Below are 25705 nucleotides of genomic sequence, written 5' to 3' on the forward strand. Positions count from 1 at the left end.
CCGTCACGCCAGCCGCCGCCGACGAATAGTCCGCCGTGTCGATCCCCGCTCCGCCAATCAGCGTATCGTTGCCTGCCCCGCCGATCAGACGGTCGTCACCGTCGTTGCCTGACAAGATGTCCGAACCAGCTCCGCCGTCAAGGACGTCGCTCTCTATCGTACCGTCCAGGATATCGCCGGTTGCCGTGCCATTGATGATGTTGGGGCCCAGGGGGGCACCAGCTATATCGAATAAGCCATCATTGAACCGCAGCCGTTCGATGTTTGTAAGTGTGTCTGTCCCGTCTGGGCCCGTCACCGTTGTGACGCCATCGACGGTGGATAGGGTATATGCTGATCTCGGGCCATTGAAGACGGCGACATCAGCACTGCCAGTACCGCCGTCTAGCCGATCGTTGCCTGCCCCTCCGATCAGAATGTCATTGGCCGCGCCGCCGTTAAGCACATTTGCTGCATTATTGCCTGTCAAGTGATCCGCAAAAGACGAGCCGGTCAGGTTCTCGATATCGAAAAAGACGTCCGTGCCACCGTCCCCATCATCGGTTGCACGGTTACTGGTCAGGCTGGCCGTCACGCCGGCATAGGCCAGTGCGTAGTCGGCGGTATCGGAACCAAGACCGCCTTCCAGCCTGTCGTTTCCGACACCCCCAACCAGCACATCGTTTGCGCGCCCGCCGATCAGAACATCATCACCGCCAAAGCCTTCGAACTTTGCGCCCGCGCCTCCGTCGTCACCCGCGCCCACGGAGATGCGGTTCACGCCGTTGTCGCCCTGAATGAACCGCTGGCCGGCCCCCGTGATCTCGATGACTACGTCTTCGACGGTGCGTACCGCGATTTGTGTGTCCGAGACATAGCCGAAACTGGTCGACAATCGCAGCATGACCCGGCTTCCGGACAGCACGAGGCTGTCGTGGCCCGCATCACCATCGACGATGATGTTATTGTTGCTGTAGACGGAGCTAGGCAAGCCGGCCGCGACAATCATCCGGTCGTCGCCGTTTCCGCCAGACAGTCGATCGCCACGCCAGCCGTAAAGCTGATCCGAACCGTCGCCGCCCTGCAGAAAATCAGTCCCCGTGCCGCCGCGCAAGAAGTCGTTACCGGAACCCCCGCTTATCTCGGTCGCCAGTTCCATCGCCGACAAGTCGATGCGATCGTTTCCAGAACCCGAGATGACGCCATAAATGTTCTTAAAGGTGTCCTGTCCGATCGTGAATCGGCTCCTCAGCACGGTGCCATCAATAGTCAGATCGACAGTCGCTGCGCTGTAGTCGAGAGTGTCGAACCCCAAATCGCCGTCGTAAATGGAGCCCGTGGTGCCAATCTCGGCACTGCCGATGAATGTATCGTCTCCCAGACCTCCGAAGACCGTGACCCGCCCGCTCCCGGCGCTGATCCAGTCGTCACCGCCGCCAGCATAGATGGTATCGCCACCACCCATCCCGTAAATCACGTCTGCGCCATCGCCGCCTCGCAGAATTTCGCGCGCTGCCGTTCCGACGAGAACGTCAACCACCGGAGTGCCCTCCAAACTGGAGGGCAGCGGGACGCCATCGATGCCCGTGATCATGTCGGCGAACCGAAGATGCTCGATACCAGTCAGTGTATCCACACCGTCCGGCCCGGTTACCGTGGTTACGCCCGCGGCGTTTGTCACGATCGTGTACGCCGAGCGGGCGGCGGAAAAAACAGCCGTGTCGGTGTCGTAATCGCCGTTCAAGCGGTCGTTCCCAGCCCCGCCGATCAGGATGTCGTCGCCGCCGGAACCCCAGAGCTCGTCGTTGCCTTCGCCCCCGTCGAAGCGGTCGTCATATTGATCCCTACCTGAAATGTAGTCGTCGCCACCCAGGCCAAAAATTACGCCGGATGCAGGCGGGGACAACTGATCACGTCCTTCAGTCGCGTAGACGATGATGCTTCCGTTCATGTCTCGCCCAATCAGCAAGTCGAGGAAGAGGCTGACAGATTGTTGAGACGATCCGGTGTAGTTATAGAAAAAGAAGCCATCCGAAGTCGGACTGTAGCCTGTAACTCCACGCACGACGATCGTATCGCCTTCGGCTGGGTTGAAGTCGAAGATGCGATCATAGGTGACGCTGGACACATCGATTTCGAAACGATCAGCGCCGGCTCCGCCGACCATATAGTCGTCACCGGCTCCTCCGCTCAGAACATCATTGCCGGCCCCACCGTGAAGCTGGTCATCACCTGCATCGCCATTCAGACGGTCCGACCCCGAACCGCCTTCCAGAATGTCGTTGCCGTCAGCGCCTGACAGGACGTCGGCACCGTCAAGTCCGCGCAGCATGTCGTTCAGTATTCCGCCTGTCAGGTTGTCGCTGCCTGCATTCCCGGATTGTATCAGAGGCGCAACCGGTGGCTGGCCAGACACGCTCGGCGTGGCTGATGCTGTCGGTGCCTGCGAACGTCCGGTGACCTCGCTCGGCAGAGTTGATGAAAACTGCAGCACTCCCGGGTTGAGATCAGCAACCAGAGCATTACGCACAAGCAGGCTATCCGTAGCGGAGAAAATGACCAGGACGTCCGAGCCCTGCTGCTGGATCGACTGCCATGCGCTGTGGCCTGCAACTCGAATGCGGTCGCCTGCCGCGACGCTGAAATCGGTGATCACGTCCGCCCCGGACCCGGCGTAGAAGATGTCGGCACCCGCGCCGCCCGTCAGAGTATCATTGTCTGCTCCGCCGCTGAGATGATCCGCGCCTGCGCCACCGCTGATGACGTCGGCCCCCCGGCCTGTGTAGATGCGATCATCCCCGTCTCCTCCGTCTATCCCGCCGTTCTGAAGGCCGAGACGACCCTCATAGACGTCGTCGGAGCCACCCAGATCGATGTGTCCTGTGATAAGCCCGTCGTTGAATAGCGTGGATTGCTCTTCGCCTAGATCGACCAGGCCGCGAAGCTCACCCGTATTGACGATGATAGACTTCTGGTTCTCGGGCGTTGTCACTGCCGGCACATTGCGCAAGGCGTAGTCGGCTTGCACGATGCCGCTGTTGAAAATTCGGCCGACGAACAGCGACCCGAAGGCCATGCCGATACTATCCATCCCGGCGGTTGAGTCGCTGACTATGATGCTGCCGCTGTTCACGAAGGCATTCGGTGAGGGGTGATCATCCAGTTTGACGCTCACGCCGATGCTCGCCTGGCCACCCACCACGACGATTTCGCCGGAGTTCCATACGTCCTGGCTTCCGATACGGGCCTCAACACCTGTCGCGCTGAGGCCTGCGTTGATCTCTATACGTCCAGAGTTGCTGAACTGCTGCAGGGGCTGGATGCCCAGAACATGGCCTTGTCCGGTGACGCGGATCAGCCCTGCGTTGAAAACCTCTTCGATCTGATAGATGCCGAAAACGTTCGTGCTACCAACTGCTGTAACCTCGAGCCTGCCGTCGGCCCGGTTCACAAAGGGATCAAACAGGACGTTCTTGTCGTTCCCCAACAGGCCATACAGATTAGCCTGGCCAGACAGCCCCTGAACCACGATATGGCCACTGTTGAACAGGGCAGGCTGGGGGCGGGCATCGACCGCTTCGAGCACGATGCCGGCGTCAAACAGGGTTGGCCGGGTGATGATGATCGTCTCATCAGCGCCGATTTCCGTCAGTTGATCGACGGTTAGAGTGGTCGTGAGGGCTGGCGTTGGCTGTTGCGGGAGTGCCTCGGCCGAAAATGAGATCGCGTCGCTGATAGCGGCCGCCGTCACATTGCGCACCAGGATGGAATCCGTGGCGGACAGGACGATCAGTACGTCTGCCCCGAGCTGCTGGATCGACGTGGCGGTGGAATAGCCATGGATAGACAACTGGTCACCTGACGGACCGGTCTCGAAATCGGTAATGACGTCGCCGCCGTCGTTGAGATTGAACACAAAGGTGTCTCGCCCAGTCCCCCCCGTTAGGACATCATTGCCCTTGTCTCCAAACAGAATGTCGTCGCCCTTGCCGCCAGACAAAATGTCTGCACCGGAGTTGCCCTCCAGGACATTGTCGCCGGCGTCGCCCGTCAGGGTGTCCGCGAAGATGCTGCCCTGAACCCCTTCGAAGTTGCGAATTGTGTCATTGGCGGCGGACTGAGCCGTCCCAGCAGAAAGGTCCGCGATTACGCCCGCGCTGGATGTCAGATACGACAACACATCGTAACCCTCGCCACCGTCGAGAGCGTCGCTACCACGACCGCCGTCGATGAAATCGTCGCCCGCGCCACCGAAGATGGCGTCAGCCCCCTCTTCGCCGAACAGATAGTCGGACAGGTTGCCGCCAATCAGCCGATCGTTGTCGTTGCCACCGAAAACGCCGCCGGTTACGACGCTGTCGCCGGTGCCGTCGTAGATGTCGGCGTCGGAGCCTAGGTCGACGTAGCCATCTATGGTGCCGCTGTTGCGCACCTCGTCGAGACCGGCACCCAGGATGATGCCCCCCCGTATGATGCCGGAGTTCAGCACGTGCTCGCGCGACAGCTGCATGGCCGTGTCGTCGATCAAGATGGCGATGTCGGCCTCGATCAGACCGCTATTGACATAGGTCTGGAGGCCATTGCCGCGCGCGAAAGGCGAAGCGGTGTTTACGGCGGTAAAGGCGATGCTCAGCGCCCCTTCACCTGTTGCGATCGCCCGGATTGTGCCGCTGTTCGTGAAGCTGCCGTTTGCATCCAGGACGACCCCGATAGCCCCCTGAGTCCCGCGTGCTTCGATCAGGCCGCTGTTCGCAAGGGTGGCATTCAGAGCGCTGTTGATGCCGAAAGCGAACGCGCCGTCGGCAAGGATTTCGCCGCTATTGGAAATCGTGACAGCGGCGCGTTGTGGAGCCGACGTCAAGATCGGAGTGTTTGCGACGTGTACGCCTTGCGCCAGATTGCCGGCAGTGACGCGGATCGTGCCCGAGTTGTCGAGATCCCAATTCGTGGATCGGGGAGCGGCACCAGTCGCGTCATACTCCGATGAAACGTCAATCAGCCCCTGGTTCGTCAGATCGGCGCTGCCTCGCGTTCCGATCGCGCCTGCAGCACCGTCATTGATGACCCGCAACACCCCTGTGCTACCGTTGAGGAAGCGACCATATTCCTGAAACACGCCGAAGTTCAGTGCGCTGTCATCCGGCGGGCCCTGAACGATGAGGGTCCCGAAGTTCGACAGGCCGCCGTTTGTCCCACCGATGGAATAGGCGGCGTCCTGAGTAAACACGTGGGTGGTTCCAGCCTCAACCAGGAACGGACCCAATCCAACCACTGGCCCGCCCGCTGGAACAGGCGCTGGCGTTGGAGCGGGTCCCGGCATCAGGCGGATGGCCTGCGGGAAGGCCGCCACGGTCGCAGTGTCCAGGTATTCGAGAATGATTTCTGACCCGTCGGGGAAGACCAGCGTCGCCCAACCCTGAGCACCGACATCGAGGCGGGGCATGGTCGTGAAGCCATACAGTTCAATCACATCACCTGCGGCGGGATTGAAGTCGGAGATACGATCCGGATTTCCACCTATCCCGCCCGTTTGGGGTGCCACCGTATCGCCGGGTGTGAAGATGAATCGGTCTGCCCCACCGCCGCTGCGGATATAGTCTGCGCCCGTTCCGCCCCATATGATGTCGTTCCCGGCGCCCCCATCCAGGAAATCGTCTCCGCCTCCCCCTTCGAGCCATGCGCCCAAGGGATCGGCAATGAGCCGGTCGTTACCATTCAGGCCAAAGACCGCGCCTCCGTTGAGGCTATACAAGGTTTCAGAGCGCCAGCTCCCTCTCGTGACGGTGCGATCGCCCGGCGATGGCGGCACGTACATTGGGTCCGCGAATGGTTCGGTGGACAGCGTCTGACGCCACGACAGTGTCGTTTCCACGGATCGAAACGCCGAAGGTGAAGCCTCCGGCAACAGCCGATCAACCAGACCCAGATAGCGCATTTCAGCCCCCAAATCGCAGGCCTGTTGGATACCGTGGTTCCGCTAGGCTTTGCAATCAGAAGGAAAGTCTTACCGCCCGAACTTCTGGAACTTTATCCGGTGCGGGATCAGGCTTTCGACGCCCAGGCGACGCTTCTTGTCTTCCTCATAGGCTTCGAAGTTGCCCTCGAACCATTCGACGTGGCTGTCGCCCTCGAAGGCCAGGATGTGGGTGGCCAGGCGGTCCAGGAACCAGCGGTCGTGGGAGATGACCACGGCGCAGCCTGCGAAGCTTTCCAGAGCCTCTTCGAGATTCTGCAGCGTCTCGATGTCCAGGTCGTTGGTCGGTTCGTCGAGCAGCAGCAGGTTGCCGCCGGTGGCCAGGGTTTTGGCAAGGTGGACGCGGTTACGCTCACCGCCGGACAGTTGGCCGACCTTCTTCTGCTGGTCGCCGCCCTTGAAGTTGAAGCTGCCGACATAGGCGCGGGTGTTGATCTCGCGCTTGCCGACCATCATCACGTCGGTGCCGCCGCTGATCGCCTGCCAGATGGTTTCTTCGGGCTTCAGGTCGTCGCGCGACTGGTCGACATAGGCCAGCTTGACCGTCTCGCCGACCTTGATGGAGCCGGCGTCGGGCTGTTCCTGACCGGTGATCAGGCGGAACAGGGTGGATTTACCCGCACCGTTGGGGCCGATGACGCCGACGATGCCGTTGGGCGGCAGCTTGAACGAGAGGTCCTTGAACAGCAGCTTGTCGCCATAGGATTTCTGCAGGCCCTCGGCCTCCAGCACCACATTGCCCAGGCGCGGGCCGGGCGGGATCTGGATGACGGCGTGGGTCTGGGCGCCGCGCATGCTTTCCTGCTCGTCCACCATCCGCTCATAGGCGGCCAGACGGGCCTTGGACTTGGCCTGACGGGCCTTGGCCCCCGAGCGGACCCATTCCAGCTCGCGGGTCAGGGCGCGCTGACGAGCTTCGGATTCTGACTGCTCCTGCACGACGCGCTTGGTCTTGGCTTCCAGCCAGCTGGAGTAGTTGCCCTCGTGCGGGTGGCCCTTGCCGCGATCCAGTTCCAGCGTCCACTTGGTCACCAGGTCCAGGAAGTAGCGGTCGTGGGTCACCAGGATGACGCAGCCGGGGAAGGCCTCCAGGTGGTGCTGCAACCAGGCGACGCTTTCGGCGTCCAGGTGGTTGGTCGGTTCGTCGAGCAGCAACATGTCGGGCTTGCTGAGCAGCAGCCGGGCCAGGGCCACGCGGCGCTTCTCACCGCCGGACAGATTGGTCGTCGCCCAGTCGTCGGGCGGGCAGCGCAGGGCGTCCATCGCCATTTCGATGCGGCTGTCGATGTCCCAGACATCGCCGGCATCGATCTTTTCCTGAAGGGCGGTCATCTCCTCCATCAGTTCGTCGGAATAGTTCTCGGCCATCTCCATGGCGATGGCGTTGAAGCGGTTGACCCACTGCTTCTCCTCGCACCAGGCCTCGACGTTCTCGCGGACGTTCAGGCTGTCGTCGAGCTGGGGCTCCTGTTCCAGATAGCCGCGCTTGATGCCGTCGGCGGCACGGGCCTCGCCGTTGAACTCGGTGTCCAGCCCGGCCATGATCTTCAGCAGGGTGGACTTGCCCGAGCCGTTGACGCCGACGACGCCGATCTTGGCGTCGTTGTAGAAGCTCAGCCAGATGTTCTCGAAGATCTTCTTGCCGCCGGGAAAGGTCTTGGTCAGACCCTGCATCTGGAAAATATATTGCTGCGCCATGAGGTGCGTCGCGCCCTGTCGTTCGATCGGATGGGGAGGTAGGCGCGGGATGTAGCGACCCCAGCGCCGGGTGGCAAACGTCTAGCGGCCGGGCAGGGCGGTTTGAAGGCGCGATCGCCTACCAGCGAAAGACCAGTTTGCCGATCAGGGCTCCGATGGCCACGGCGATGCCCATGCCAAGGGTGTACCAGACCGCGACGAAGGAGGCCGTGTGCTCCGGGCAGTGCAGGCCATACAGGGTCGTGGCGAGCGCGGCGGTCAGCAACCCTGCGGCAGCCCCGGCCAGCATGGGCCGGGTCGGAGCAAAGGCGCGCGCGGCCCAGAAGACGAAGGGGGCCGCGATCAGGCTGAGCAGGACGATGTTGGGCGCACAGACGCGGGCGCTGTCACCCATGACGGCGGGCATGCGGTCCGGCATCGGCATGGCGACCAGCTCATAGGCGGCCAGTCCCAAAACACTGGCCAGGATCAGGCTCAGAACGAGCAGAGGCGCTCGCGCACTGACGCCGGGGCGACCCAGACGGTCCAGAAGCCAGAAGCCCGAGATGGCCAGGGCGATCGTATAGGCCGCCTTGGCCCAGAAGGTTGGACCCCGCATGGCCAGCATCAGGTCACTGCGAAAGCCCAGCCAAAGGCCGACGGCGATCAGGACCAGAACGGCTGCGGGCACCAGCCATAGCAGCAACCGACGCTCCGGCCGCCGGGCAGGGGGCAGGTCGGCCGACAGGGCGGTGATCAGGTCGTCAGTCTTCATCGGAAATCCCTTCATGCACCTGTGAGGGTGCAAATCGGGCGGTCAGGGTCTTCAGGCTGCGGTGGACGCTGACCTTGGCGGCGGCGACGGAATAGCCGTGGCGTTCTGCGGCCTCTGCGACCGACAGGCCCTGGACCCGGATGTCCTCGATCAAGCGACGCTGGCGCACGGGCAGGAGAGACAGCACGCGGGTCAGGTCGTGCCTTGCCGCGCCATCCTCGACGGTGTGATCGGCAAACAGGTCGCCGGCGTCGTCCAGCGGGGCGGTCGGGCGGCGCCCCTGACGGCGCAGGTGGTCGATCAGCTTGTGGCGGGCGATCGAGAAGGCCCAGGCCGTGAAGGGCTGGCTGGAGTCCCATGTGGCGCGCTTGGCGTGGATGGCGATCAATGTCTCCTGCACCAGGTCCTCGGCGTCAGCCGCTCCGTCGTAAAGGCGTCGTGTGAAGAACGGTCGCAGATGACCGCCCATATCCGTCAACAGCACGCGCCAGGCCCCCGCGTCACCCGCAAGGCCACGCAGCATCAAGGCTTTCAAATGGGTTTCGCGATCTGTCACGTCTTGGGGTCCATACGCGCGCGATAAGCAAAGGGTTACAGCCCGTCTGCCGAAAATTCGACGCGATTTTTTCCAGCGTGGCTGTAACCGCCGGAAGGGCCCCGGCGAATGGGGAGGTGTGACCGGACGACCGGCCACCACCCTTTCAAAGGAGCCTTCTGATGAACGCCAAGACCCTGACCTCCACCGGCCTGGTCGCAGTCGCCCTGGCCGCCGGTGCCAGCGCCACCTATGCCCAGTCCTCGCAGAACAACAACCGCCAGGCCCCGGCCCCCGCCGTCGAGAAATGCTATGGCGTCGCCATGGCGGGCAAGAACGACTGTGCCGCCGGCCCCGGCACGACCTGCGCCGGCACCTCGGTGCGCAACTATCAGGGCAACGCCTGGAAGAACGTCCCGCGCGGCACCTGCACCTCCATCCGCACGCCGGCGGGCAATGGTTCGCTGACCCCGATCACGCGCTGATCGGATCAGGCGAATGACCCATAGGCCGGCTGCGGTTCCCCCTTCTGACGCCCCAACGGCGGGGCTTGGGCTGAAATCCGTGCATTACGAAGAGGCCCTGGCCGCGTCGGCGGCCGGCCTGTGGTTCGAGGTCCATGCGGAAAACTATATGGTCGACGGCGGGCCCCGGCTCGCCTGGCTGAACGCCATTCGCCGCGACAAGCCGCTGTCCCTGCACGGGGTCGGCCTGTCGCTGGCGGGCGACCAGCCGCCGGATGAGAATCATCTGGCGCGGTTGAAGGCCCTGTCGGACCGGTTCGAGCCGTTCGTTGTGTCCGAACATCTGGCCTGGTCGCGGCGCGGTGAGGTCTATCATCCGGATCTGCTGCCCTTCGTGCGCAGTCGCGCCATGCTGGACCAGATCTGCGCCAACGTTTCGCGGACCCAGGACGTGCTGGGGCGGCAAATCCTGATCGAGAACCCCTCCCACTATCTGGACCTGCGCGGCCCTGAGATGTCGGAGCCGGAGCTGCTGGGCGAGATGGTCCGGCGCACGGGCTGCGGCCTGTTGCTGGACATCAACAACGTTCATGTCAGCGCCAACAATCTGGGCACCTCGGCCCTCGACTATCTGAATGCCCTGCCGGTCTATGCGATCGGCGAAATCCATCTGGCCGGGCATGACCCCGACCCGGAACATGGCGAGCGACTGCTGATCGACAGCCATGCCGCCCCGGTCTCCCAGCCGGTCTGGGCGCTCTATGCCCGCACCATCGCCCGTATCGGGCCGCGGCCGACGCTGATCGAGCGCGACGACAACCTTCCCGCCTTTGGCGATCTCATGATCGAGCGGGACCGCGCCGATGCCGTGCTGGTCGCCGTTGAGGAGGCGCTGCGTGCCTGAGGATTTCCACCGCGCGCTTGACGCCGCGATTATCGGATCGGATCAAACGCTTATGCCCTGGCTGGCAGGCGAGGGGGCCGGATTGGCCATCTATCGCAACACGGTCGCCAAGGGGCGAGCCGATGCCCTGGCAGGTCTGTTCCCCACGGTCCAGCGGCTGGTCGGGGAGGACTGGTTTCGTGACGCCGCCCTGATGTTCGCCGCCGAACATCCACCGACCAGCCCCGTCCTGGACGACTATGGGCAGGGGTTTCCGGACTGGCTGGCCCGGTTTGAACCTGCGCAATCCCTGCCGTATCTGGCACCGGTCGCGCGGATGGATCTGGCCTGGAGCCGGGCCCATCGCGCCGCCGACGCGTCCGTGCTGACGGCAGAGGGCCTGGCCGGGCGCGACCTGTTCGGTTCACGCGCCACACTGCATCCCTCGGTCCAGCTGTTCTGGTTCGACTGGACTGCGGCCTCGATCTGGCTGGCCAACCGACCGGATGCGAACCCGGATCAGGTCGTCGACTGGACCGACAATCCCGAAGGCCTGGTCATCCATCGACCCGACATGACGGTGCTTCACCGTCGGCTATCGCGCGCGGAATGGCTGTTCCTTGATGGCTGCCTCCGCGACCTGCCGCTGGGCCGGGTGGCTCTGGAGGTCCAGGGGCAGGCTCCGGATACCGACATCGCCCGCCTTTTCTCCGGCCTGCTGAGTGCGGGCCTGTTCACCCATCTGATCTGAAAGTCCGACCATGACCGACACTGTCGCCCATACCGCCGTGCGTCCCGCCCTGGCCTTCATCCCCGACCTGATCGCGCGCCTGCTTCCGGCCTCAGTCATCAGCCTGATCATCCGGGTCGCCATCGCCGCGGTCTTCTTCCTGTCCGGCCGCACCAAGGTCGAGGGGCTGCTCGATATCACCGACGGCACCTACAGCCTGTTCGCCACCGAGTATCAGGTGCCGCTGATCCCGAGCGACATCGCCGCGCATCTAGCCACATATTCAGAGCATCTGTTTCCCATTCTGATCGTGTTGGGGCTGATGACGCGGGTTTCCGCCCTGGCCCTGCTGGGCATGACGCTGGTCATCCAGATCTTCGTCTATCCGCTCGGCTGGCCGACCCACCTGCTGTGGGGCGCGCTGCTGCTCTATCTCGTCCGTTTCGGCGCGGGTCCGCTCAGCCTGGACCGGGTACTGAAATGGCCTTGAAATTGGGTAGCTGGCGCAATCAGATTGCCTGCGCGGCTAAGGCCTGGCCGGAAGGACCGCCTTCAGCGCTCGGGTGAAGCCGCTCGGCGCGACGGTCAGGTGGTCTTCGTCGTCCAGCACTTCGCTGGTCAAGGTCAGGCTCCGGTAATTGCGCGACCGGAGGCGCTGCTCGAAACGCGCATTGTCTCCGACCATGTCGTAGCGCGTGGCGACCCGATCCCGGAAACTCGTGCTCGCCGATATACATGTGGACCCGCGCCGGAAGGTCCGTGTGGGCGCGGGCATAATCAGTCTCAGTCCGCATCATCGCGTGGTCGCCGAACCAGAAGGACGGACTGCCCAGAATGTAGCCATCGAACAGCTCCGGCTCGCTGAACAGGATCTGCGCCCCCAGCAGCCCGCCATAGGAGTGGCCCAGGAGGATGCGGCGCGCTGGGTCCGCCCGGAAGCGGTCCTCAATGAAGGGGAGGGCCTGAGTTTTCAGATAAGCCTGATAGGCCACGCCGCCGCCCGTGCGGTCGTTGATACGGACGGGCGTGTAGTCGCGAGTGCGGCTGCTCATGCCGCTTTCGCCTGCAGCGTAGGACAGGCCGACCAGGATGAACTCCTCGATGACCGGCCCATCCAGATTCACCCGTCGGGCGATCTGGCGGAGGATGGGGAAGGCATAGTCGGCGTCGGTGACATAGAGGACCGGATAACGGCGATTGGGCTCGGTGTCATAACTGGCGGGGAGGCTGACAAACACCTCGTAGTCCCGGCCCGAAATGGGATCGGGCACCGACCAGACCTGAGTACCCTTCAGCACATAGGGCGTGCCCTCGGCGGTGGTTTCAGCACTGGTTTGGGCGTCAGCACGCTGGCCGCAGCCCGCAGCGAGGCTCGCGGCCATCAAAATCGCTACCAGTTTCAATGCTCGCATGAGGCCCCCCAAGCTTCACCAGAGAGGGCAGACTTCAGGGCGAATACGGCGCTGAAAAGGCGATCAGGCGTAGTTGAAGCTGATCGAGATGCGCTCGGTCTTTGCCGCATTCACCGGCACTTCGTGGCGCAGCCAGCTTTCCCACATCAGGACTGTGCCCGCGCGGGGGGCCAGATAGACGAAGGGACGCTCCGCCTCGGGGGCGTCGGCGTGGACGCCGGGGCGAGCCATCATCATGGGCAGGCGGGGGTCTTCCAGCTTCAGGGCTGAAGCTCCGTCCGGGACCTCGACATAGACGGTGCCGCTGAGGAAGGCGTGAGGGTGGATGTGGCCGGTATGGCTGCCGCCGGGCTTGAGGATATTAACCCACAGGCTGTCCAGCCGGGGCTTGCGGGCCAGATCGAAGTTCAGGGCCCTGGCATAGGCGACGGCGTGGCGATCCAGATGCCGCTTCAGGTCGGCGAACTCCGGCAGGCGCTGGGGCAGGTCGGTCAGGGAGCCGTAGGAGGTATAGCCGCGATAGCCGTGCGCCTTGCACCAGGCCCGGCCAGCATGATCCTCGACCGCCAGCATGCGGCAGGCGTCGGCCAGTTCGGCGTTGAACACGTCGAAGCCGGGCGTGTCGGCCAGACTGGCCTCGTAAATCTGGGTGACGAAGAGGGGGCGCAGGGACATGGTACCGCTTTAGACGAAGCGGCCGCCTATCAGAAGGGCTGCGGTCAGAACGGCAGGGCGGCTTCGCCACGCAGGATCGCCTCGGCCTCGGGCGTATGCTTGGGCCCGCTGCGGTCGTGCAGGATCAGGGGCGGCAATAGACGCAAGGGGGCGCGACCGGTCTTGATCGCCTGGACCAAGACACGTTTGGCGGGCTCGTCCGCATGCGGGTGAATGCCTCTGACCGAGAACGAGCCGGCCGTTTCGCCCAGAAGGGCCAGCAGGTCGGCCAGCCGATCCGCCCGGTGGATGACGACGATCCGTCCACCCTCGCGCACGGCCTTCAGCAGGAAATGCGTCCAGGCCTGCAGTCCGTCGTCCGCCATCCACGCGTCGCGCTTGCCCGGTGCCGGTGCGCGCAGGGCGGCGGGATCGTCGAAGAACGGCGGATTGCTGATGGCCCAGTCGAACGGTGGCAGATCCAACGCTCTAAAGCCTGTGGCGACATCGCCCGTGACAATGCTGGCCGGGGCGCTGTTCAGGCTCGCGTTCTCGCGCGCGAGTTCCGCCATCGTGGTATCCCGTTCAAGCCCGACCAGCGTCATCTCAGGCTGACGCGCGGCAATCTGCATCAGTGCGCCGCCGGCCCCGCAGCCGGCCTCGATCAGGCGTTCGCCGGGTTTGCCCGCAACGGCGGCGGCCAACAGGGCGGCGTCCATCCCCGCTCGATAGCCTCTGGCCGGTTGGCGCAGCCGAACCCGCCCGCTCAGGAGGGCATTTTCGACAACCTCGGCTGTCAGGTGTGGCAGTGGTGCGACGGTCACGCGGCTTGACCCTTTCTTGGGCCATCACCATTGTGCGGTGCGTCGTCGTCAGGCAAGGCGGCGTCAGGATTTTCCGGCGCGATCCTCCGTCGCGCCATGCCGCACGAGTAAGCAGTTGGACGTTGTCACCCTGGCAGACCCCCACGTGAAGGGTGACGTCGAACCCCTGGTTCGGCTGGCGCACGCCGACATGGCGGCGGTCGACCGCTTGATCGTGGCCCGCATGCAGTCGCAGGTGCCGGTGATCCCCCTGCTGGCCGAACACATCGTGGCGGCGGGCGGCAAGCGTCTGCGCCCCCTTCTTACCGTGGCGGCAGCCCGGGCGGCCGGGGCGACAGGCGAAATTGAGGCCCCGATCAAGCTGGCGGCGGCGGTCGAGTTCATTCACACCGCCACCCTTCTGCATGACGACGTGGTCGATGCGTCCCAGCTTCGGCGCGGCAAGGTCGCGGCTCATCTCATCTGGGGGGCACCGTCCAGCGTGCTGGTCGGCGATTTTCTGTTTGCCCGAGCATTTGAACTGATGGTCGAGACGGGCCAGATGCGGGCGCTGGGCATTCTGGCGCGGGCCTCCAGCGTGATCGCCGAGGGGGAGGTGCTGCAACTGACCCGCGCCCACGACCTGAACCTGGATCAGGAAACCTATCTGCGTATCATCTCGGCCAAGACCGCCGAACTGTTTGCTGCTGCCGCAGAGGCCGGGGCGGTGGGTGCAGGGGCGGGCGACAAGACGGTCGAGGCGCTGCGGTCCTATGGGCTGAACCTCGGGCTTGCCTTCCAGCTGGCAGACGATGCTCTCGACTACGGCGGTTCGTCCGATGTGCTGGGCAAGAATGCCGGGGATGACTTCCACGAGGGCAAGGTGACCATGCCCCTGCTGCTGGCCGCCGCCCGCACGCGCGGCCGCGAGGACGCCTTCTGGGAGCGGACCATCAACAAGGGCGAGCGGACCGAGGACGACTTCCTGCGTGCGCGCGAGCTGATCATCGGCACCGGGTCGGTTACGACGACGCTTGATACGGCCTATGCCTATGCCGACGCCGCCAAAATCGCGCTGAAAGTCCTGCCGCAGGGCGAATGGCGCTCGGCGCTGGAGCAACTGGCAGACTTCGCGGTCAGCCGCGCCGCCTGATTACGTCTTCAGGCGATGATATCGGGCAGGATCAGGTTTTCGATCCGGACGATCTCGTCCTTCAGCGTCAGCTTCTTGCGCTTCAACCGGGCGATCATCAGCTGGTCCGGAATGGGCATGTGGCCCAAGGCCTCGATGGAGGCCGACAGGTCGGCATGCTCCTGCTGAAGCGCCTTCAGCCGGGCCTCCAGGGCCTTGTCTTCTTCGCTCAGAAACGGTTCGTCGTCGTTCATGGTGGTCCCCGGACGGGCGCTTATATCGTGCGACCGCTCAGGCCGGAAGGCATTCGGCCAGACGGATCAGCCCGGGGCGCGGAATGGATGACGACCAGGTGCGGGCGACGGCCACCAGCGCATCGATCGCGGGGCGAGCCGGCCCCGACGCGGTGGGGCTCAAGGCCTCAAGCGCCAGCAGCAGGCGACGCTCGGCGTCCAGTTCGGCGGCCTTGACCTGACTTCGGACAGCCTCGCGGTCGTCATCATCCATATCGACGGCCTTGATCTTCAGGGCCCGGCGGACGGCCCGCAGCGGCGCGACGGCGGTCTCTTCCCAGACACGGGCCGTGTCGCAAGCCGCCTCACGCGTGTCCGCGTCCAGGGCTCGTCCGGTGGTGGCGCTCCAGGCCGTCCACAGCAGCAGTGGCACATTCTGGCTCGCAGTATCCTGAAGCTCCAGGCAGGCCTCTGCCACGCCGGGTGCTGCATAGGCGGTCAGGACCCAGGGCCACAGGCCATTGCTGCCACTGCTCATGCTTCTGGCGCGCCCTTGAGCCCGTCCCATCGGCGCACGGCGGACCAGTCCAGCCCGAACAGGTCCAGCGCCCGCCCGACCGACTGATCGACGATGTCCTCGATGGATTTGGGCCGCGCATAGAAGGCGGGCAGGGGCGGGGCGATGATGGCCCCCATCTCGGTCAGAGCCGTCATGGTCCGCAGATGGCCCAGATGGAATGGCGTCTCGCGGACCATAAGCACCAGCGGACGCCGCTCCTTCAGCACGACGTCGGCGGAACGGGTCAGCAGGTTTGACGTTACGCCCGTGGCGATCTCGCTCATCGTGCGGACGGAACAGGGCGCGACGATCATGCCCAGGGTCTGGCAAGAGCCGGAGGCGATGGTGGCCCCCACATCCGCCAGTTTGTGCACCACATCGGCCCGACCGCTCAGATCGTCCGGCGTGAGATCCGTTTCCTGCGACAGAGTCAGCAGGGCCGCGCGGGTGACGACCAGATGGCTCTCAACACCCAGTGCACGCAGGGCGTCCAGCACGCGCAGGCCATAGGTCACGCCGGATGCACCGGAAATCCCGACCACCAGTCGCTGGGGCGGGTTCCGTATGGCTGTGTTCACAACTTCGGCCAATTCGGGCTCCAGGCTCTGTCTGTCCGGTCGGATCGGCGATCACCGGAATGTGATTCTACAGCCGGTCAAGCTGGGCGCTCACTAGTGGCGATACCGGGTCCGATGCGCAAGCCAGCGGGTCGGTGCCAGGGTGTCGCTATCGGTCCTTAGACATGGAGGCGAAAGCCATGACCATCGAAGCCCGTATCCGCGAACTGGGAAACCGTCATCGCAATCTGGATGAGACCATCCGGCGCGAGATCACCCACCCGGCCACGGATTCGCTTCATGTGAGAGAGCTGAAGCAGCAGAAGCTCCGGCTCAAGGAACAGATTACCAGTCTGGAGGCGCGCGCCGGATAGCGGCGTCTCCGAAGCCCGAAAGTGAAGACGGCCCCGGAGAGCGATCTCCGGGGCCGTTTTCGTAGGATGTTCGGACATTAGTCCTTGGAGCCGAATACAGATTCCGCTGTCGGCTCGGCACCGCGACGCTCGCGGGCTTCTGGGACGAACTCGTCCTCGACCGGCTCGGTCGGGGCTGCAGGTTGCAGGGTCGCGCCGCCCTTCTTGGCGTCATCCTTGGCCTTCTTGTCGGCGGCCTTCTTGACCAGTTCATCCAGGACGATCTGGCCGACCAGGCCCAGGGTCACCGGATCGACCGGCTTGATATTGGCGCTGTTCCAGTGGGTCCGGTTCCGCACGCTCTCGATGGTGGACTTGGTGGTCCCCAACAGCTTGGAGATTTGGGCGTCGGTCACCTCGGGGTGGTTGCGCACGAACCAGGCGATGGCGTCAGGGCGATCCTGGCGGCGCGAAACGGGCGTATATTTCGGCGCAGGCTTGGCGGCCTTCATCATCTCGGCGTGGCGGCTGACCACGGCCTGCATGTGATAGGTCTCGTCGTTCTGGGCCTTGTCCAGCTCTTCGCGTGTCAGTTGGCCATTGACCAGCGGATCGGCACCCCGAATGTCGCGGGCCACGTCGCCGTCGGCGATGCCGCGCACTTCCAGCGGGTGCAGACCACAGAATTGCGCGATCTGTTCGAACGTCAGGGAGGTATTGTCGACCAGCCAGACCGCAGTGGCCTTGGGCATCAGGATGTCGGTCATACGGGTATTCCGGTTCTAGGACGGGGCCAGAAAGTCGGGCTCCGGATACGACGGCGCCCGGCCTTTCGACCGGGCGTTGATGGTCTGGATATAATCGCATTCTCTGGAAAAGAAAACGAAAGCCTGCAATCTCGTACAGCCAAGGTTCATGGAGGGTATTGAACATTGCGCGCAACGGCGCGTTGGGCGTCTGTGGGTTCTGAATTTGGGAGGGTACCATGTTGCTTGAGACACTGGCCGCCATGACGATGATGTCCGGCGCTGAAATGCCGACGCAGGAGCGCGGCGCACCGCGCGGCGACTACCGCGACAGCTGTAGTGGCGAGTATGTCAATCGCGGTCGTCTGTACGCCGATTGCCGCACACGTCGGAACGATATCCGTGCCACGTCGATCGAACTGGCCCGTTGTTCTAGCTACGAGATTCGCAACACCGACGGCATTCTGACCTGCGGCCCGTATCGCGGCGACGACGAAGGCCGGCCCGGTAGTGGCGGTGGCTATCCCGGCGGTCCAGGCGGGGGATGGAACCCGGGTGGACCCGGCGGCGGCTATCCCGGTGGGCCCGGCGGCGGCTGGAATGGTGGTCGCCAGAGCATCACGGTTTACCGCGACGCCAACTATCGCGGTCAGGCGATGCAGTTCAACGGCGAGGTCTCAAACCTGCGCAATACAGGCATGAACGACGCCATCAGTTCGTTCCGCCTGCGTGGTACCTGGGAACTGTGCACCGACGCCAATTTCGGCGGGCGCTGCACAGTGTTCGATGGCGACGAAACCAATCTGGCGCGCTGGCAGCTGAACGACAGCATTTCGTCGCTTCGCCCCGCACGTCGTGGCGGCGGCGGTCGCTGGTAGACATCAGACGATCAGGACAATCTTGCCGACGTGGCCGCCCGCCTCAAGCCTGAGGTGGGCGGCTGCAGCCTCTGCCAGATCAAATGTTGCCTCGACCGGGGGGCGAACCTGTCCCGAAGCGATCCACGGCCAGGCCTTGGCCTGGATGGCTGCAATAAGTCTCGCTTTCTCGTCAGCTGGTCGCGCCCTCAGCGTCGACCCGGTCAGCACGATTCGCTTCATCATCACCGACGCCAGATCAATCTCGGCCCTGGCTCCGGTCAGGGTGGCGATAACCACCCACCGCCCGAAACGCTTGAGAACCGCCTGGTTCAAAGCCGCATAGTCCGCCCCGACCATATCCAGCACCACGTCGACGCCGCCGAAAGTGTTGATGGCGCCTTCCAGGTCATCTGCAGTCGCATCCAGGCTAAGGTCCGCACCCAGCGCCTGCGCGGCCGCTGCCTTAGCGGCTCCGCGAGACGTGGCGATTACCTTGGCACCTGCTGCCTTGGCCATCTGGATAGCGGTGACACCGATGCCGCTGGTCGCGCCGTGGATCAGCAGGGTCTCCCCGGATTTCAGATCACCCGCCTCGAACACATTGGCGAAGACGGTGCAGACGGTCTCGGGCAGGGCGGCTGCCTGAATGAAGTCCATGCCCACCGGCATCGGCAAGGCATGGCGTGCATCGACCACTGCCATCTCGGCATAGCCCCCGCCGCCCAGAAGAGCGTAGACCCGGTCGCCGACCGACCAGCGTGTCACGCCATCACCGACCTCATCGACTTCGCCTGCAACCTCCAGTCCCAGTCCGGCTGGTGCGCCCGGTGGGGAAGGGTAGAGCCCCCGCCTTTGCAGGATATCGGGTCGGTTGACGCCCGCCGCCCGAACCCGGATGCGGATTTCGCCCGGTCCCGCCACCGGATCGGGTCGTTCGACCAGCCTCAAGGCTTCGGCTGGTCCGGAGCCGCCGTCGATGTCGATCGCCTTCATCCTGCCTGTCGTCCTTGCAAATATCCGTGTCCCGGCGTTTCCTAGTCGGTTCTGACGGCCCTGGCCAAGGAGGAGGTGAGCATGTTCGAAGACAACGAACCCCGTCCCGCACGCGGCGCATCCCTGATTGCCGTGATCCGCGAAGACCTGGATCCCTATTCGGTCGAAGACCTGCAGACGCGGATCGAGACGCTGGAAGCCGAGGTGCAGCGCTGTCGTGCCGCCATCGACGGTAAATCCAGCCAGCGCAATGCTGCGGACGCCCTGTTCAACTTTGGCCGATGACGGACTGTTTGTGGCATGGCGGTTGCAGACCATTCTCTCGCCGCGCGAAATCGTGCCGGTCGTGATACGAGTGCGCCTGTTCCATGAGTCTGACTGAAGTCATGCCGACCGACGATCCCGCTGTCTCCTCGTCCATCGCCGCGACCGGCCGCACGCGCGCCGCCGTCGTGGACGATTTCGCGCGCTCGGAGCTGTTCGACCGCACCTTCCGCGAAGGTATGGAGCTGGTTGAAGACACCGCTGCCTATTTGGATGGCGATGGGCGGCGCGAGTCGCGTCTGCTGTCACGCGCTACGGCCCTGGCCTATGCGGGCGAAAGCATGACCCTGACCACGCGTCTGATGCAGATCGCATCTTGGTTGCTGGTGCAGCGGGCTGTGCGTGAGGGAGACATGAGTGCGCTTGCCGCGTGCGATGCCCGCTACCGTCTGGCCGACCGCAAGTCGTCAGCCGAACCTAGCGATCCCGAACTACCCATCGCCCTGATCGAATACCTGGTTCAGGCTGAAAGGCTATATGATCGGGTTCTGCATCTGGACCGCCGTATGTACAGGGACGCACCCGACGAAGCGCCAGCCAATCCTGTGCAGAGCCAGATGGACCGCCTGACGGCCGCGTTTGGTGCCAGGCCCTAAGGCCCGACGTCGTTGGCGTCGGTCCGGCCATCGGCCACCACGCGCGGCAGGCTGACGGCGATGCCGAGCGCTTCAGCAAGCTTGGCATCGCGGCTGTAGACGTCCTCGCGGAACGCGACCCGACCCTGACCATCGACGAAGGCTGTCCAGTACAGGAGACGAACCCCGATTTCGCGGCCGGTCTGGATGCGCTTGGTCTCGCGTGTGTCCTGGGCGGTGTCGAACTCGCTCAGCAGGGCAGGGTCGGGTGCCAGCAGGATACGGGCGAACTCGACCGCGCCCTGAACCCGAACGCAACCATGCGATCGCTGGCGCATAGACAGGTTGAAGGCCGCCTTGGTGGGCGTGTCGTGCAGGAAGATGGCGTAGCTGTCGCGCAGTTCGAACTTCACATAGCCCAGGGCCGCCGTCGGCCCCGCGCGCTGGATGACATTGCCCTGGGGCGTCACATACATGTTCTGGCTGGCCAGATAGCCGGGGCCGCGCGGCAGGATTTCGCGTCGGGCAATACCTGCGGGCACATACCAGGGCGGATTGGCCACGACGGATGCGAAGGGCTTCTCGAGGCTGGGTGTTTCGTTCTCCGGGCTACCAACCACGACCCGGTTGGAGTGAACGGGGCGCCCGTCCTTCCAGTAGACCATGATGGCGGCGGCCGTATTGACCTCGATCCGCTCGGGATTGACGTCGCGCTTCAGCCAGCGGCGACGTTCCAGGTTCAAGGCGATCTGGCGGGCGCGATCTTCAACCGAGGCCCCCAACGAGCGTTGCGTACCCGCACCGATGCGGCCGTCTGCGCCCAGACCATGCCGCGTCTGGAAGCTGCGCACGCCGGCCTCAATCTCGGAACTGTAGACATTGCCCGCCGACGCCAGACGCGCCCCGGCCTCCTCGCTCAGGTCGCCTTCGGCCACCAGACGCTTGATCAGTGGCTGGATGCGGGCATCGCTGGTGCCTGGCTCGATCGTGCCGCCCTGACGGAAGGTGGGCCAGCCGCCCGACGCGCTCAGGCGGCGATAGCGGACGTAACCTGCTGACAGATTGGTGTAGCCGATGTCCGTCGGGGCCAGGCCTTCGAACCAGTCCAGCAAGCGGTTCTGGGCCAGGGCGTCATTCAGCCCGGTGGACAGGTCGACGCGATTCTTCTGCATCTCCCATAGATCTTCGACGTCTTCGGGACGGACGCGGCCTTCCGCCAGCACGCGGCCATAGGTCAAGGCTGCGGCGGTCGTGCGAATCTCGGCTGCGCTGCGGTCGGCGGCCAGGGCGTCGAAGTCGAAATAGTCGATAGGCGACAAACCATGGCGCTCGGCCCGCAGCGAGGCGGCCTGAAGTCCACGCAGACGATCCGCCGTCCAGACGGGACGCCAGCCGTTCAATTCATAGAAGGCACGCACGTCAGGCTGGATGGCCGCGGGCAGCCGCGCCAGTTGATCGTTGAAGCCATTGTAGAAGGCGACCGTGGCCGGATCGCGGGTCTGTGCCTGTGCGGCCAGTCCCGTCGCCGATGCCATGGCTGTCACGGCCGCGCCCAGACCCAGTTGCCGTCGGTTCATCTCAGTCGCATCTTTCGGCCGTCGATGCGGACACAGCGTCCGCGCCACTCGACGGTCAACGCGATCATATTACTGGCGTTCCGGCCAAACAGAAAGGCGCTGGGCCGGGGCCCAACGCCTTCGTGATCTGCAAACCTCAGGGTGTGGCTTTGGCGCACACACCGGCAGGTAGGGCCTACTTCTTGATGAAGCCGGCGAACTTGTTGTTGAAGCGCGACACGCGGCCACCACGGTCCAGCATCTGCTGGTTTCCGCCCGTCCAGGCCGGGTGCGTCAGCGGATCGATATCCAGGTTCAGGACAGCGCCTTCCTTCTGATAGGTCGAGCGCGTCTGATAGGTCGTACCATCCGTCATGGTGACGGTGATGAAATGGTAGTCGGGGTGGGTATCGGCCTTCATGGTCGTCGTCCGTTGTCTCTGGCGCGGTGACGATGCCGACCGTCGATGCGCGAAAATGAGAAACCCGCCGTGCCTGTGACAACAGAACCCGGCGGGAATGAGCGGCGGCGTTTACACCGGGGGGCGTTCCGGGGCAAGAGGCGCGCACAATGACCGAAACCTTTGCCGCTCCGACCGACACCGCTGACCTTCGGGCGCGTCCCGGGGCGGGGGCGCAACTCAGCGAACAGATCACCGAGGCGGCGGGGCGACGGGCCCGGTCTCGCAATGTGCGGCCTCTCTTGCGGCTGCTGCCCTATGCCATGCGACACAAGGGGCATCTGGTCGTCGCCAGCCTGTGGCTGCTGGTTTCCACGGCGGCGTCCCTGGGGCTGACGGCGACCGCGCGCGGGGCCATCGACAATGGCTTCCGGGACGGCGGTTCCCAGCTCAATTTCTGGTTTCTCGTCCTCGGGGCAAATGCGTTTTTGCTCGGTCTGGCTACGGCGGCCCGTTATTTCTACGTCACCAAGACGGGAGAGCGGGTCATTGCGGACCTGCGCAAGGGCCTGTTCGAGCGCATCCTGACGTTGGACCCGTCCTTCTATGCGAAGATTCGGACCGGCGAGGTGCTGTCGCGCCTGACCACCGATATCGCCCTCATCGAAACCCTGATGACGACCTCGGTCTCCTACGCGCTGCGCAATGCGCTGACGCTGGTCGGCGGGACCGTGCTGCTGTTCATCGTCAGCCCCAAGCTGACAGGCTTCGTCCTGCTGATCGTGCCGCTGTTGATCGTGCCGCTGTTCGTGTTCGGCCGACGGGTTCGCAAGCTGACGGTCCAGTCCCAGGACCGGTTTGCCAATGCCGTGGGCTTTGCCGGCGAAAGCGTCGATGCCATCGAGACCGTCCAGGCCTTTGGCCGCGAAGCCTCGTCGATCTCCCGCTTCGGCCAGGCGGTGGAGGACGCATTCGGCGTCTCCCTTGTCCGCATGCGGGCACGCGCCTTGATGACAGCCCTGATCATCATCGTGATGTTTGGCGGCGTGACCCTGGTCCTCTGGTTGGGGGCCCAGGACGTGATCGCAGGCCGGATGAGCACAGGCGCGCTGCTACAGTTCGTTCTGCTGTCGGTCTTCACGGCGGCGGCGGTCGGCGCACTGGGCGAGAGCTGGGGTGATGTCCAGAAGGCCGCCGGAGCCATGGAGCGGATCGACGAACTCATGCGTGCTCAAGCCGCTATCGAGGCACCGGCCGTTCCGAAAGTGCTGCCGAGCCCGGCTATCGGCGAGGTGTCGATGACAGATGTCGGCTTCAGCTACCCCGGACGCCCCGATTTGCCCGCCCTGCGCGGTTTCACGCTAAATGTCCGGGCCGGCGAAACGGTCGCGTTGGTAGGACCGTCGGGGGCGGGCAAGAGCACCGTGTTCCGGCTCCTGCTTCGCTTTTATGATCCCCAATCCGGTGTGGTCAGCGTCGATGGTGTCGATGTCCGTGATGCCGATCCTGTGGCTGTGCGCAGCCGCTTCGCCTGGGTGTCGCAGGAGGCACCTTTGTTCTCCGGCTCTGCCAATGAAAACATCCGCTTCGGGCGTGAAACTGCGACATCGGATGACGTCGTCTCTGCCGCCCGTGAAGCCCAGGCACTGACATTCGTGGAGGCTCTGCCAGAAGGCTTCGACACGCCGCTGGGCGAACGCGGCAAGAGCCTGTCGGGCGGCCAGCGCCAGCGCATGGCCATCGCGCGTGCCCTCGTCCGTGACGCCCCGATACTGCTGCTGGATGAGGCGACATCGGCCCTGGATGCCGAGAGCGAGCAACTGGTCCAGGTAGCTCTGGATCAAGCCATGGAAGCCCGCACCACCATCGTCATTGCCCACCGTCTGGCTACGGTTCTTCGGGCCGACCGGATCGCTGTCATGGAAAACGGCCGCGTGGTGGAAGAGGGCAGCCATGCGGACCTGATCGCGCAGGGCGGGCTTTACGCCAGACTGGCAAAACTGCAGTTCCGCGATACCTGAGGTTCAGGCCGAAAGCGCCGGGTCTAGATATTTCAGGTTGGCCTCGCGGATCGCTGCCGCCGCTTCGTCATACAGAAAAGGCAGGAAGGCGAATCGCTCGCCTCGTGTCACCGGGGTCGCCTCGTGCAGCATAGAGCATGAGAAGACGCAGGCTCCGCCAGGCGGTGGTCGATAAGTTCGGTCTCCAAACTCAGGAAAGCGCAGATCGCCGCCATCGTACTCGGCGTTCAGGTTGATCGAGACCGCGAAGCGACGGTGCGCAGTACCCTTCGTGGTATTGTCGCGATGCGGGCGGAAAAAGCCGCCGGTCTCGGCATCGTAGCGCGCCACCAGATAGCGTTCGATGCGGGTGGGCTGAAAGTTGAAGGCCTTGGTGATCTGCGGGACCAGACGCTGTCTCAGCCGGGCCATGATCTGTTTCTGCACTTGAGCGTCATCCACCATCACATCCGTACGGCGCTTGTGATTTTCATCCATCATCAGGGTGGTCACGCCATCGATCTCCCGCATGAACCCTGACGCCTCGCCACCCTTTTCGCGGTAGAGGCCGATCAGCGCCTCGCAAAAGGCGGGTTCAAAGATGCGCGGCGTCAGCAGGACGGGAGCTGCGCCGGCCGCGCCGGAGTGTCGGCCAGGCGGCGGCAACTGAGTCAACCGCTCTATCATCCGACTGGCCTGATCTGCAGGCCCGGCGGCCAGCACATGAAGAGCGGGATCGATCAAAAACCAGCGATCTGTATCGGCGGCACCGTAACGCGCCGCGATTGCGCCGTCGGTATCGAACAGGAAGCGCAGGCCCGGCAAGCCATCCTGGCGGGTCTGCCGCTGCGCGTCGTCGCCGACGATCAGCACGAAGGCGCTGGCGTGGAGGTCGTCGAACGTCTTTCGCCGCTGCTCGAGGGTACGCACAGCCGTCTCGACACCCGGCCCGGCATGGACGATGGCCAGAAGCAGGTATCTTCCCGCCGCCGTGTCGAAGACATAGCGCGGATTGGTGACCCCCGGCGTGGCAAAGCCAGGCGCGGGCTCTCCGAAACCCGGCCCTGTGATCCGACTCACCCCGCAGGCTCCAGTTCCGCAGCGATCCGCTCTGCCAAACCCCTGAGAACTGCGGGCTCGGCCATTGGTGCATGGCCATGACCTTTCATCGGGCGGTCGGACCAGCGCGGGATGACGTGGAAATGCAGGTGGAAGACCGTCTGGCCGCCCGCCTCCCCATTCAACTGCATGATCTGAAAGCCCTCGGGCTTTAGCGCCTTTTCCAACGCCCGCGCCGTGCGCTGGGTGGCTGCCACAACGCGATTAAGCACCTCCGGCTCGATCTCCAGCAGGTTACGGGCCGTTGAGGTCTTGGCTATGACCAGCACATGACCCTCAGACTGAGGGAACACGTCCATGAAGACCAGGACGTGATCGTCCTCCCACACCTTCACCGCCGGTATCTCTCCGCGCAGAATCCTGGCGAAGATGTTGTCGGGGTCGTAGGGCGCGTGAAGTGTCATCGAAATCT

Annotated in this window: 26 protein-coding genes; 10 read left to right on the forward strand and 16 right to left on the reverse strand. The window is 64.2% G+C overall.

Annotated elements, in window-relative coordinates:
* The 4 genes from AC4PRM_RS13765 to AC4PRM_RS13780 form a co-directional block, all read right to left on the reverse strand.
* Nucleotides 1-5914, reverse strand: a 5914-nt coding sequence (locus AC4PRM_RS13765) for a beta strand repeat-containing protein (RefSeq protein WP_492040300.1), incomplete at its 3' end; no start/stop codon positions are given.
* Nucleotides 5915-5983: 69 nt separating this feature from the next.
* Nucleotides 5984-7651: an energy-dependent translational throttle protein EttA gene (ettA, locus tag AC4PRM_RS13770; protein WP_492040301.1), complete on the reverse strand. Its 1668-nt coding sequence runs from the start codon at nt 7649-7651 to the stop codon at nt 5984-5986.
* A 118-nt stretch (nt 7652-7769) separates the two neighbouring features.
* Entirely contained in the window at nt 7770-8405 is a 636-nt protein-coding gene (locus AC4PRM_RS13775; RefSeq protein ID WP_492040302.1) for an NrsF family protein, read from the reverse strand.
* Nucleotides 8395-8961, reverse strand: coding sequence for a sigma-70 family RNA polymerase sigma factor (locus AC4PRM_RS13780; RefSeq protein WP_492040303.1), 567 nt, complete (start codon nt 8959-8961; stop codon nt 8395-8397). Before AC4PRM_RS13780 ends, AC4PRM_RS13775 begins: the two co-directional genes overlap by 11 nt.
* Before the next feature lie 161 nt (nt 8962-9122).
* On the opposite strand from AC4PRM_RS13780, the gene AC4PRM_RS13785 reads away from it, so the two are divergent.
* Genes AC4PRM_RS13785 through AC4PRM_RS13800 form a run of 4 tightly spaced genes read left to right on the forward strand, consistent with a single transcriptional unit; the run spans nt 9123 to nt 11507 of the window.
* Nucleotides 9123-9425, forward strand: a complete 303-nt coding sequence (locus tag AC4PRM_RS13785) for a BufA1 family periplasmic bufferin-type metallophore (RefSeq protein WP_492040304.1) — start codon at nt 9123-9125, stop codon at nt 9423-9425.
* Between the two features lie 13 nt (nt 9426-9438).
* The gene (bufB, locus tag AC4PRM_RS13790) at nt 9439-10308 is read left to right on the forward strand and encodes an MNIO family bufferin maturase (RefSeq protein ID WP_492040305.1); all 870 of its coding nucleotides are present in this window, start codon (nt 9439-9441) and stop codon (nt 10306-10308) included.
* On the forward strand, nt 10268-11038 hold the full coding sequence (locus AC4PRM_RS13795) for an HvfC/BufC family peptide modification chaperone (RefSeq protein ID WP_492040306.1): 771 nt from the start codon (nt 10268-10270) through the stop codon (nt 11036-11038). The genes bufB and AC4PRM_RS13795 overlap by 41 nt, the downstream gene beginning before the upstream one ends.
* A gap of 10 nt (nt 11039-11048) precedes the next feature.
* The gene (locus AC4PRM_RS13800; RefSeq protein WP_492040307.1) at nt 11049-11507 is read left to right on the forward strand and encodes a DoxX family protein; all 459 of its coding nucleotides are present in this window, start codon (nt 11049-11051) and stop codon (nt 11505-11507) included.
* 19 nt (nt 11508-11526) lie between these two features.
* Here the strand turns inward: AC4PRM_RS13800 and AC4PRM_RS13805 are convergent, their stop codons facing one another.
* The 3 genes from AC4PRM_RS13805 to AC4PRM_RS13815 all read right to left on the reverse strand — a co-directional run bounded on the left by AC4PRM_RS13805 (nt 11527) and on the right by AC4PRM_RS13815 (nt 13907).
* Complete coding sequence (locus tag AC4PRM_RS13805) at nt 11527-12399, reverse strand: alpha/beta hydrolase (RefSeq protein ID WP_492040308.1); 873 nt, start codon at nt 12397-12399, stop codon at nt 11527-11529.
* A gap of 93 nt (nt 12400-12492) precedes the next feature.
* Nucleotides 12493-13104, reverse strand: a complete 612-nt coding sequence (locus AC4PRM_RS13810) for a TIGR02466 family protein (RefSeq protein WP_492040309.1) — start codon at nt 13102-13104, stop codon at nt 12493-12495.
* Between the two features lie 44 nt (nt 13105-13148).
* Complete coding sequence (locus AC4PRM_RS13815; RefSeq protein ID WP_492040310.1) at nt 13149-13907, reverse strand: tRNA1(Val) (adenine(37)-N6)-methyltransferase; 759 nt, start codon at nt 13905-13907, stop codon at nt 13149-13151.
* Between the two features lie 190 nt (nt 13908-14097).
* Here AC4PRM_RS13815 and AC4PRM_RS13820 point away from each other — a divergent pair, with 190 nt between their 5' ends.
* Nucleotides 14098-15039: a polyprenyl synthetase family protein gene (locus AC4PRM_RS13820; RefSeq protein ID WP_487922412.1), complete on the forward strand. Its 942-nt coding sequence runs from the start codon at nt 14098-14100 to the stop codon at nt 15037-15039.
* 8 nt (nt 15040-15047) lie between these two features.
* On the opposite strand, the gene AC4PRM_RS13825 is transcribed toward AC4PRM_RS13820, so the two are convergent.
* The 3 genes from AC4PRM_RS13825 to AC4PRM_RS13835 are packed head-to-tail and all read right to left on the reverse strand — an operon-like array spanning nt 15048 to nt 16388.
* The gene (locus AC4PRM_RS13825) at nt 15048-15272 is read right to left on the reverse strand and encodes a YdcH family protein (RefSeq protein WP_292169575.1); all 225 of its coding nucleotides are present in this window, start codon (nt 15270-15272) and stop codon (nt 15048-15050) included.
* 37 nt (nt 15273-15309) lie between these two features.
* Nucleotides 15310-15789: a TIGR02444 family protein gene (locus AC4PRM_RS13830; RefSeq protein ID WP_487922386.1), complete on the reverse strand. Its 480-nt coding sequence runs from the start codon at nt 15787-15789 to the stop codon at nt 15310-15312.
* On the reverse strand, nt 15786-16388 hold the full coding sequence (locus AC4PRM_RS13835; RefSeq protein ID WP_492040473.1) for a UbiX family flavin prenyltransferase: 603 nt from the start codon (nt 16386-16388) through the stop codon (nt 15786-15788). The genes AC4PRM_RS13830 and AC4PRM_RS13835 overlap by 4 nt, the downstream gene beginning before the upstream one ends.
* Nucleotides 16389-16567: 179 nt before the next feature.
* On the opposite strand from AC4PRM_RS13835, the gene AC4PRM_RS13840 reads away from it, so the two are divergent.
* On the forward strand, nt 16568-16741 hold the full coding sequence (locus AC4PRM_RS13840) for a YdcH family protein (protein ID WP_487922385.1): 174 nt from the start codon (nt 16568-16570) through the stop codon (nt 16739-16741).
* A gap of 77 nt (nt 16742-16818) precedes the next feature.
* Here the strand turns inward: AC4PRM_RS13840 and AC4PRM_RS13845 are convergent, their stop codons facing one another.
* The gene (locus AC4PRM_RS13845) at nt 16819-17487 is read right to left on the reverse strand and encodes a DUF1013 domain-containing protein (RefSeq protein WP_492040311.1); all 669 of its coding nucleotides are present in this window, start codon (nt 17485-17487) and stop codon (nt 16819-16821) included.
* Nucleotides 17488-17705: 218 nt separating this feature from the next.
* Between AC4PRM_RS13845 and AC4PRM_RS13850 the strand changes: the two genes are divergently transcribed.
* Nucleotides 17706-18344 carry a beta/gamma crystallin-related protein gene (locus AC4PRM_RS13850; RefSeq protein WP_373258170.1) on the forward strand — a complete coding sequence of 213 codons (639 nt, stop codon included), beginning with the start codon at nt 17706-17708 and terminating at the stop codon, nt 18342-18344.
* Nucleotides 18345-18347: 3 nt separating this feature from the next.
* Here AC4PRM_RS13850 and AC4PRM_RS13855 read toward each other — a convergent pair whose 3' ends face one another.
* Nucleotides 18348-19319 carry an NAD(P)H-quinone oxidoreductase gene (locus AC4PRM_RS13855; RefSeq protein WP_492040312.1) on the reverse strand — a complete coding sequence of 324 codons (972 nt, stop codon included), beginning with the start codon at nt 19317-19319 and terminating at the stop codon, nt 18348-18350.
* A gap of 81 nt (nt 19320-19400) precedes the next feature.
* On the opposite strand from AC4PRM_RS13855, the gene AC4PRM_RS13860 reads away from it, so the two are divergent.
* Both AC4PRM_RS13860 and rcdA read left to right on the forward strand, forming a co-directional pair.
* On the forward strand, nt 19401-19604 hold the full coding sequence (locus AC4PRM_RS13860; protein WP_373258168.1) for a DUF1192 domain-containing protein: 204 nt from the start codon (nt 19401-19403) through the stop codon (nt 19602-19604).
* 101 nt (nt 19605-19705) lie between these two features.
* A complete protein-coding gene (rcdA, locus tag AC4PRM_RS13865) occupies nt 19706-20239 on the forward strand; it encodes a protease adaptor protein RcdA (protein ID WP_492040474.1) in 534 nt (177 codons plus the stop codon).
* On the opposite strand, the gene AC4PRM_RS13870 is transcribed toward rcdA, so the two are convergent.
* Together AC4PRM_RS13870 and rpmE are read right to left on the reverse strand one after the other, a co-directional pair.
* Nucleotides 20236-21795, reverse strand: coding sequence for a L,D-transpeptidase family protein (locus tag AC4PRM_RS13870; protein ID WP_492040313.1), 1560 nt, complete (start codon nt 21793-21795; stop codon nt 20236-20238). The genes rcdA and AC4PRM_RS13870 overlap by 4 nt on opposite strands.
* 175 nt (nt 21796-21970) lie before the next feature.
* Nucleotides 21971-22195: a 50S ribosomal protein L31 gene (gene rpmE, locus AC4PRM_RS13875; protein ID WP_373258166.1), complete on the reverse strand. Its 225-nt coding sequence runs from the start codon at nt 22193-22195 to the stop codon at nt 21971-21973.
* A 149-nt stretch (nt 22196-22344) separates the two neighbouring features.
* Between rpmE and AC4PRM_RS13880 the strand changes: the two genes are divergently transcribed.
* Complete coding sequence (locus AC4PRM_RS13880; RefSeq protein WP_492040314.1) at nt 22345-24195, forward strand: ABC transporter transmembrane domain-containing protein; 1851 nt, start codon at nt 22345-22347, stop codon at nt 24193-24195.
* A gap of 3 nt (nt 24196-24198) precedes the next feature.
* On the opposite strand, the gene AC4PRM_RS13885 is transcribed toward AC4PRM_RS13880, so the two are convergent.
* Nucleotides 24199-25254, reverse strand: a complete 1056-nt coding sequence (locus AC4PRM_RS13885) for a 2OG-Fe(II) oxygenase (protein ID WP_492040315.1) — start codon at nt 25252-25254, stop codon at nt 24199-24201.
* Nucleotides 25251-25697: an HIT family protein gene (locus tag AC4PRM_RS13890; protein ID WP_492040316.1), complete on the reverse strand. Its 447-nt coding sequence runs from the start codon at nt 25695-25697 to the stop codon at nt 25251-25253. The genes AC4PRM_RS13885 and AC4PRM_RS13890 overlap by 4 nt, the downstream gene beginning before the upstream one ends.
* Nucleotides 25698-25705 lie beyond the last annotated feature (8 nt).

The sequence above is a fragment of the Brevundimonas sp. DW-iso22 genome (assembly GCF_058725425.1).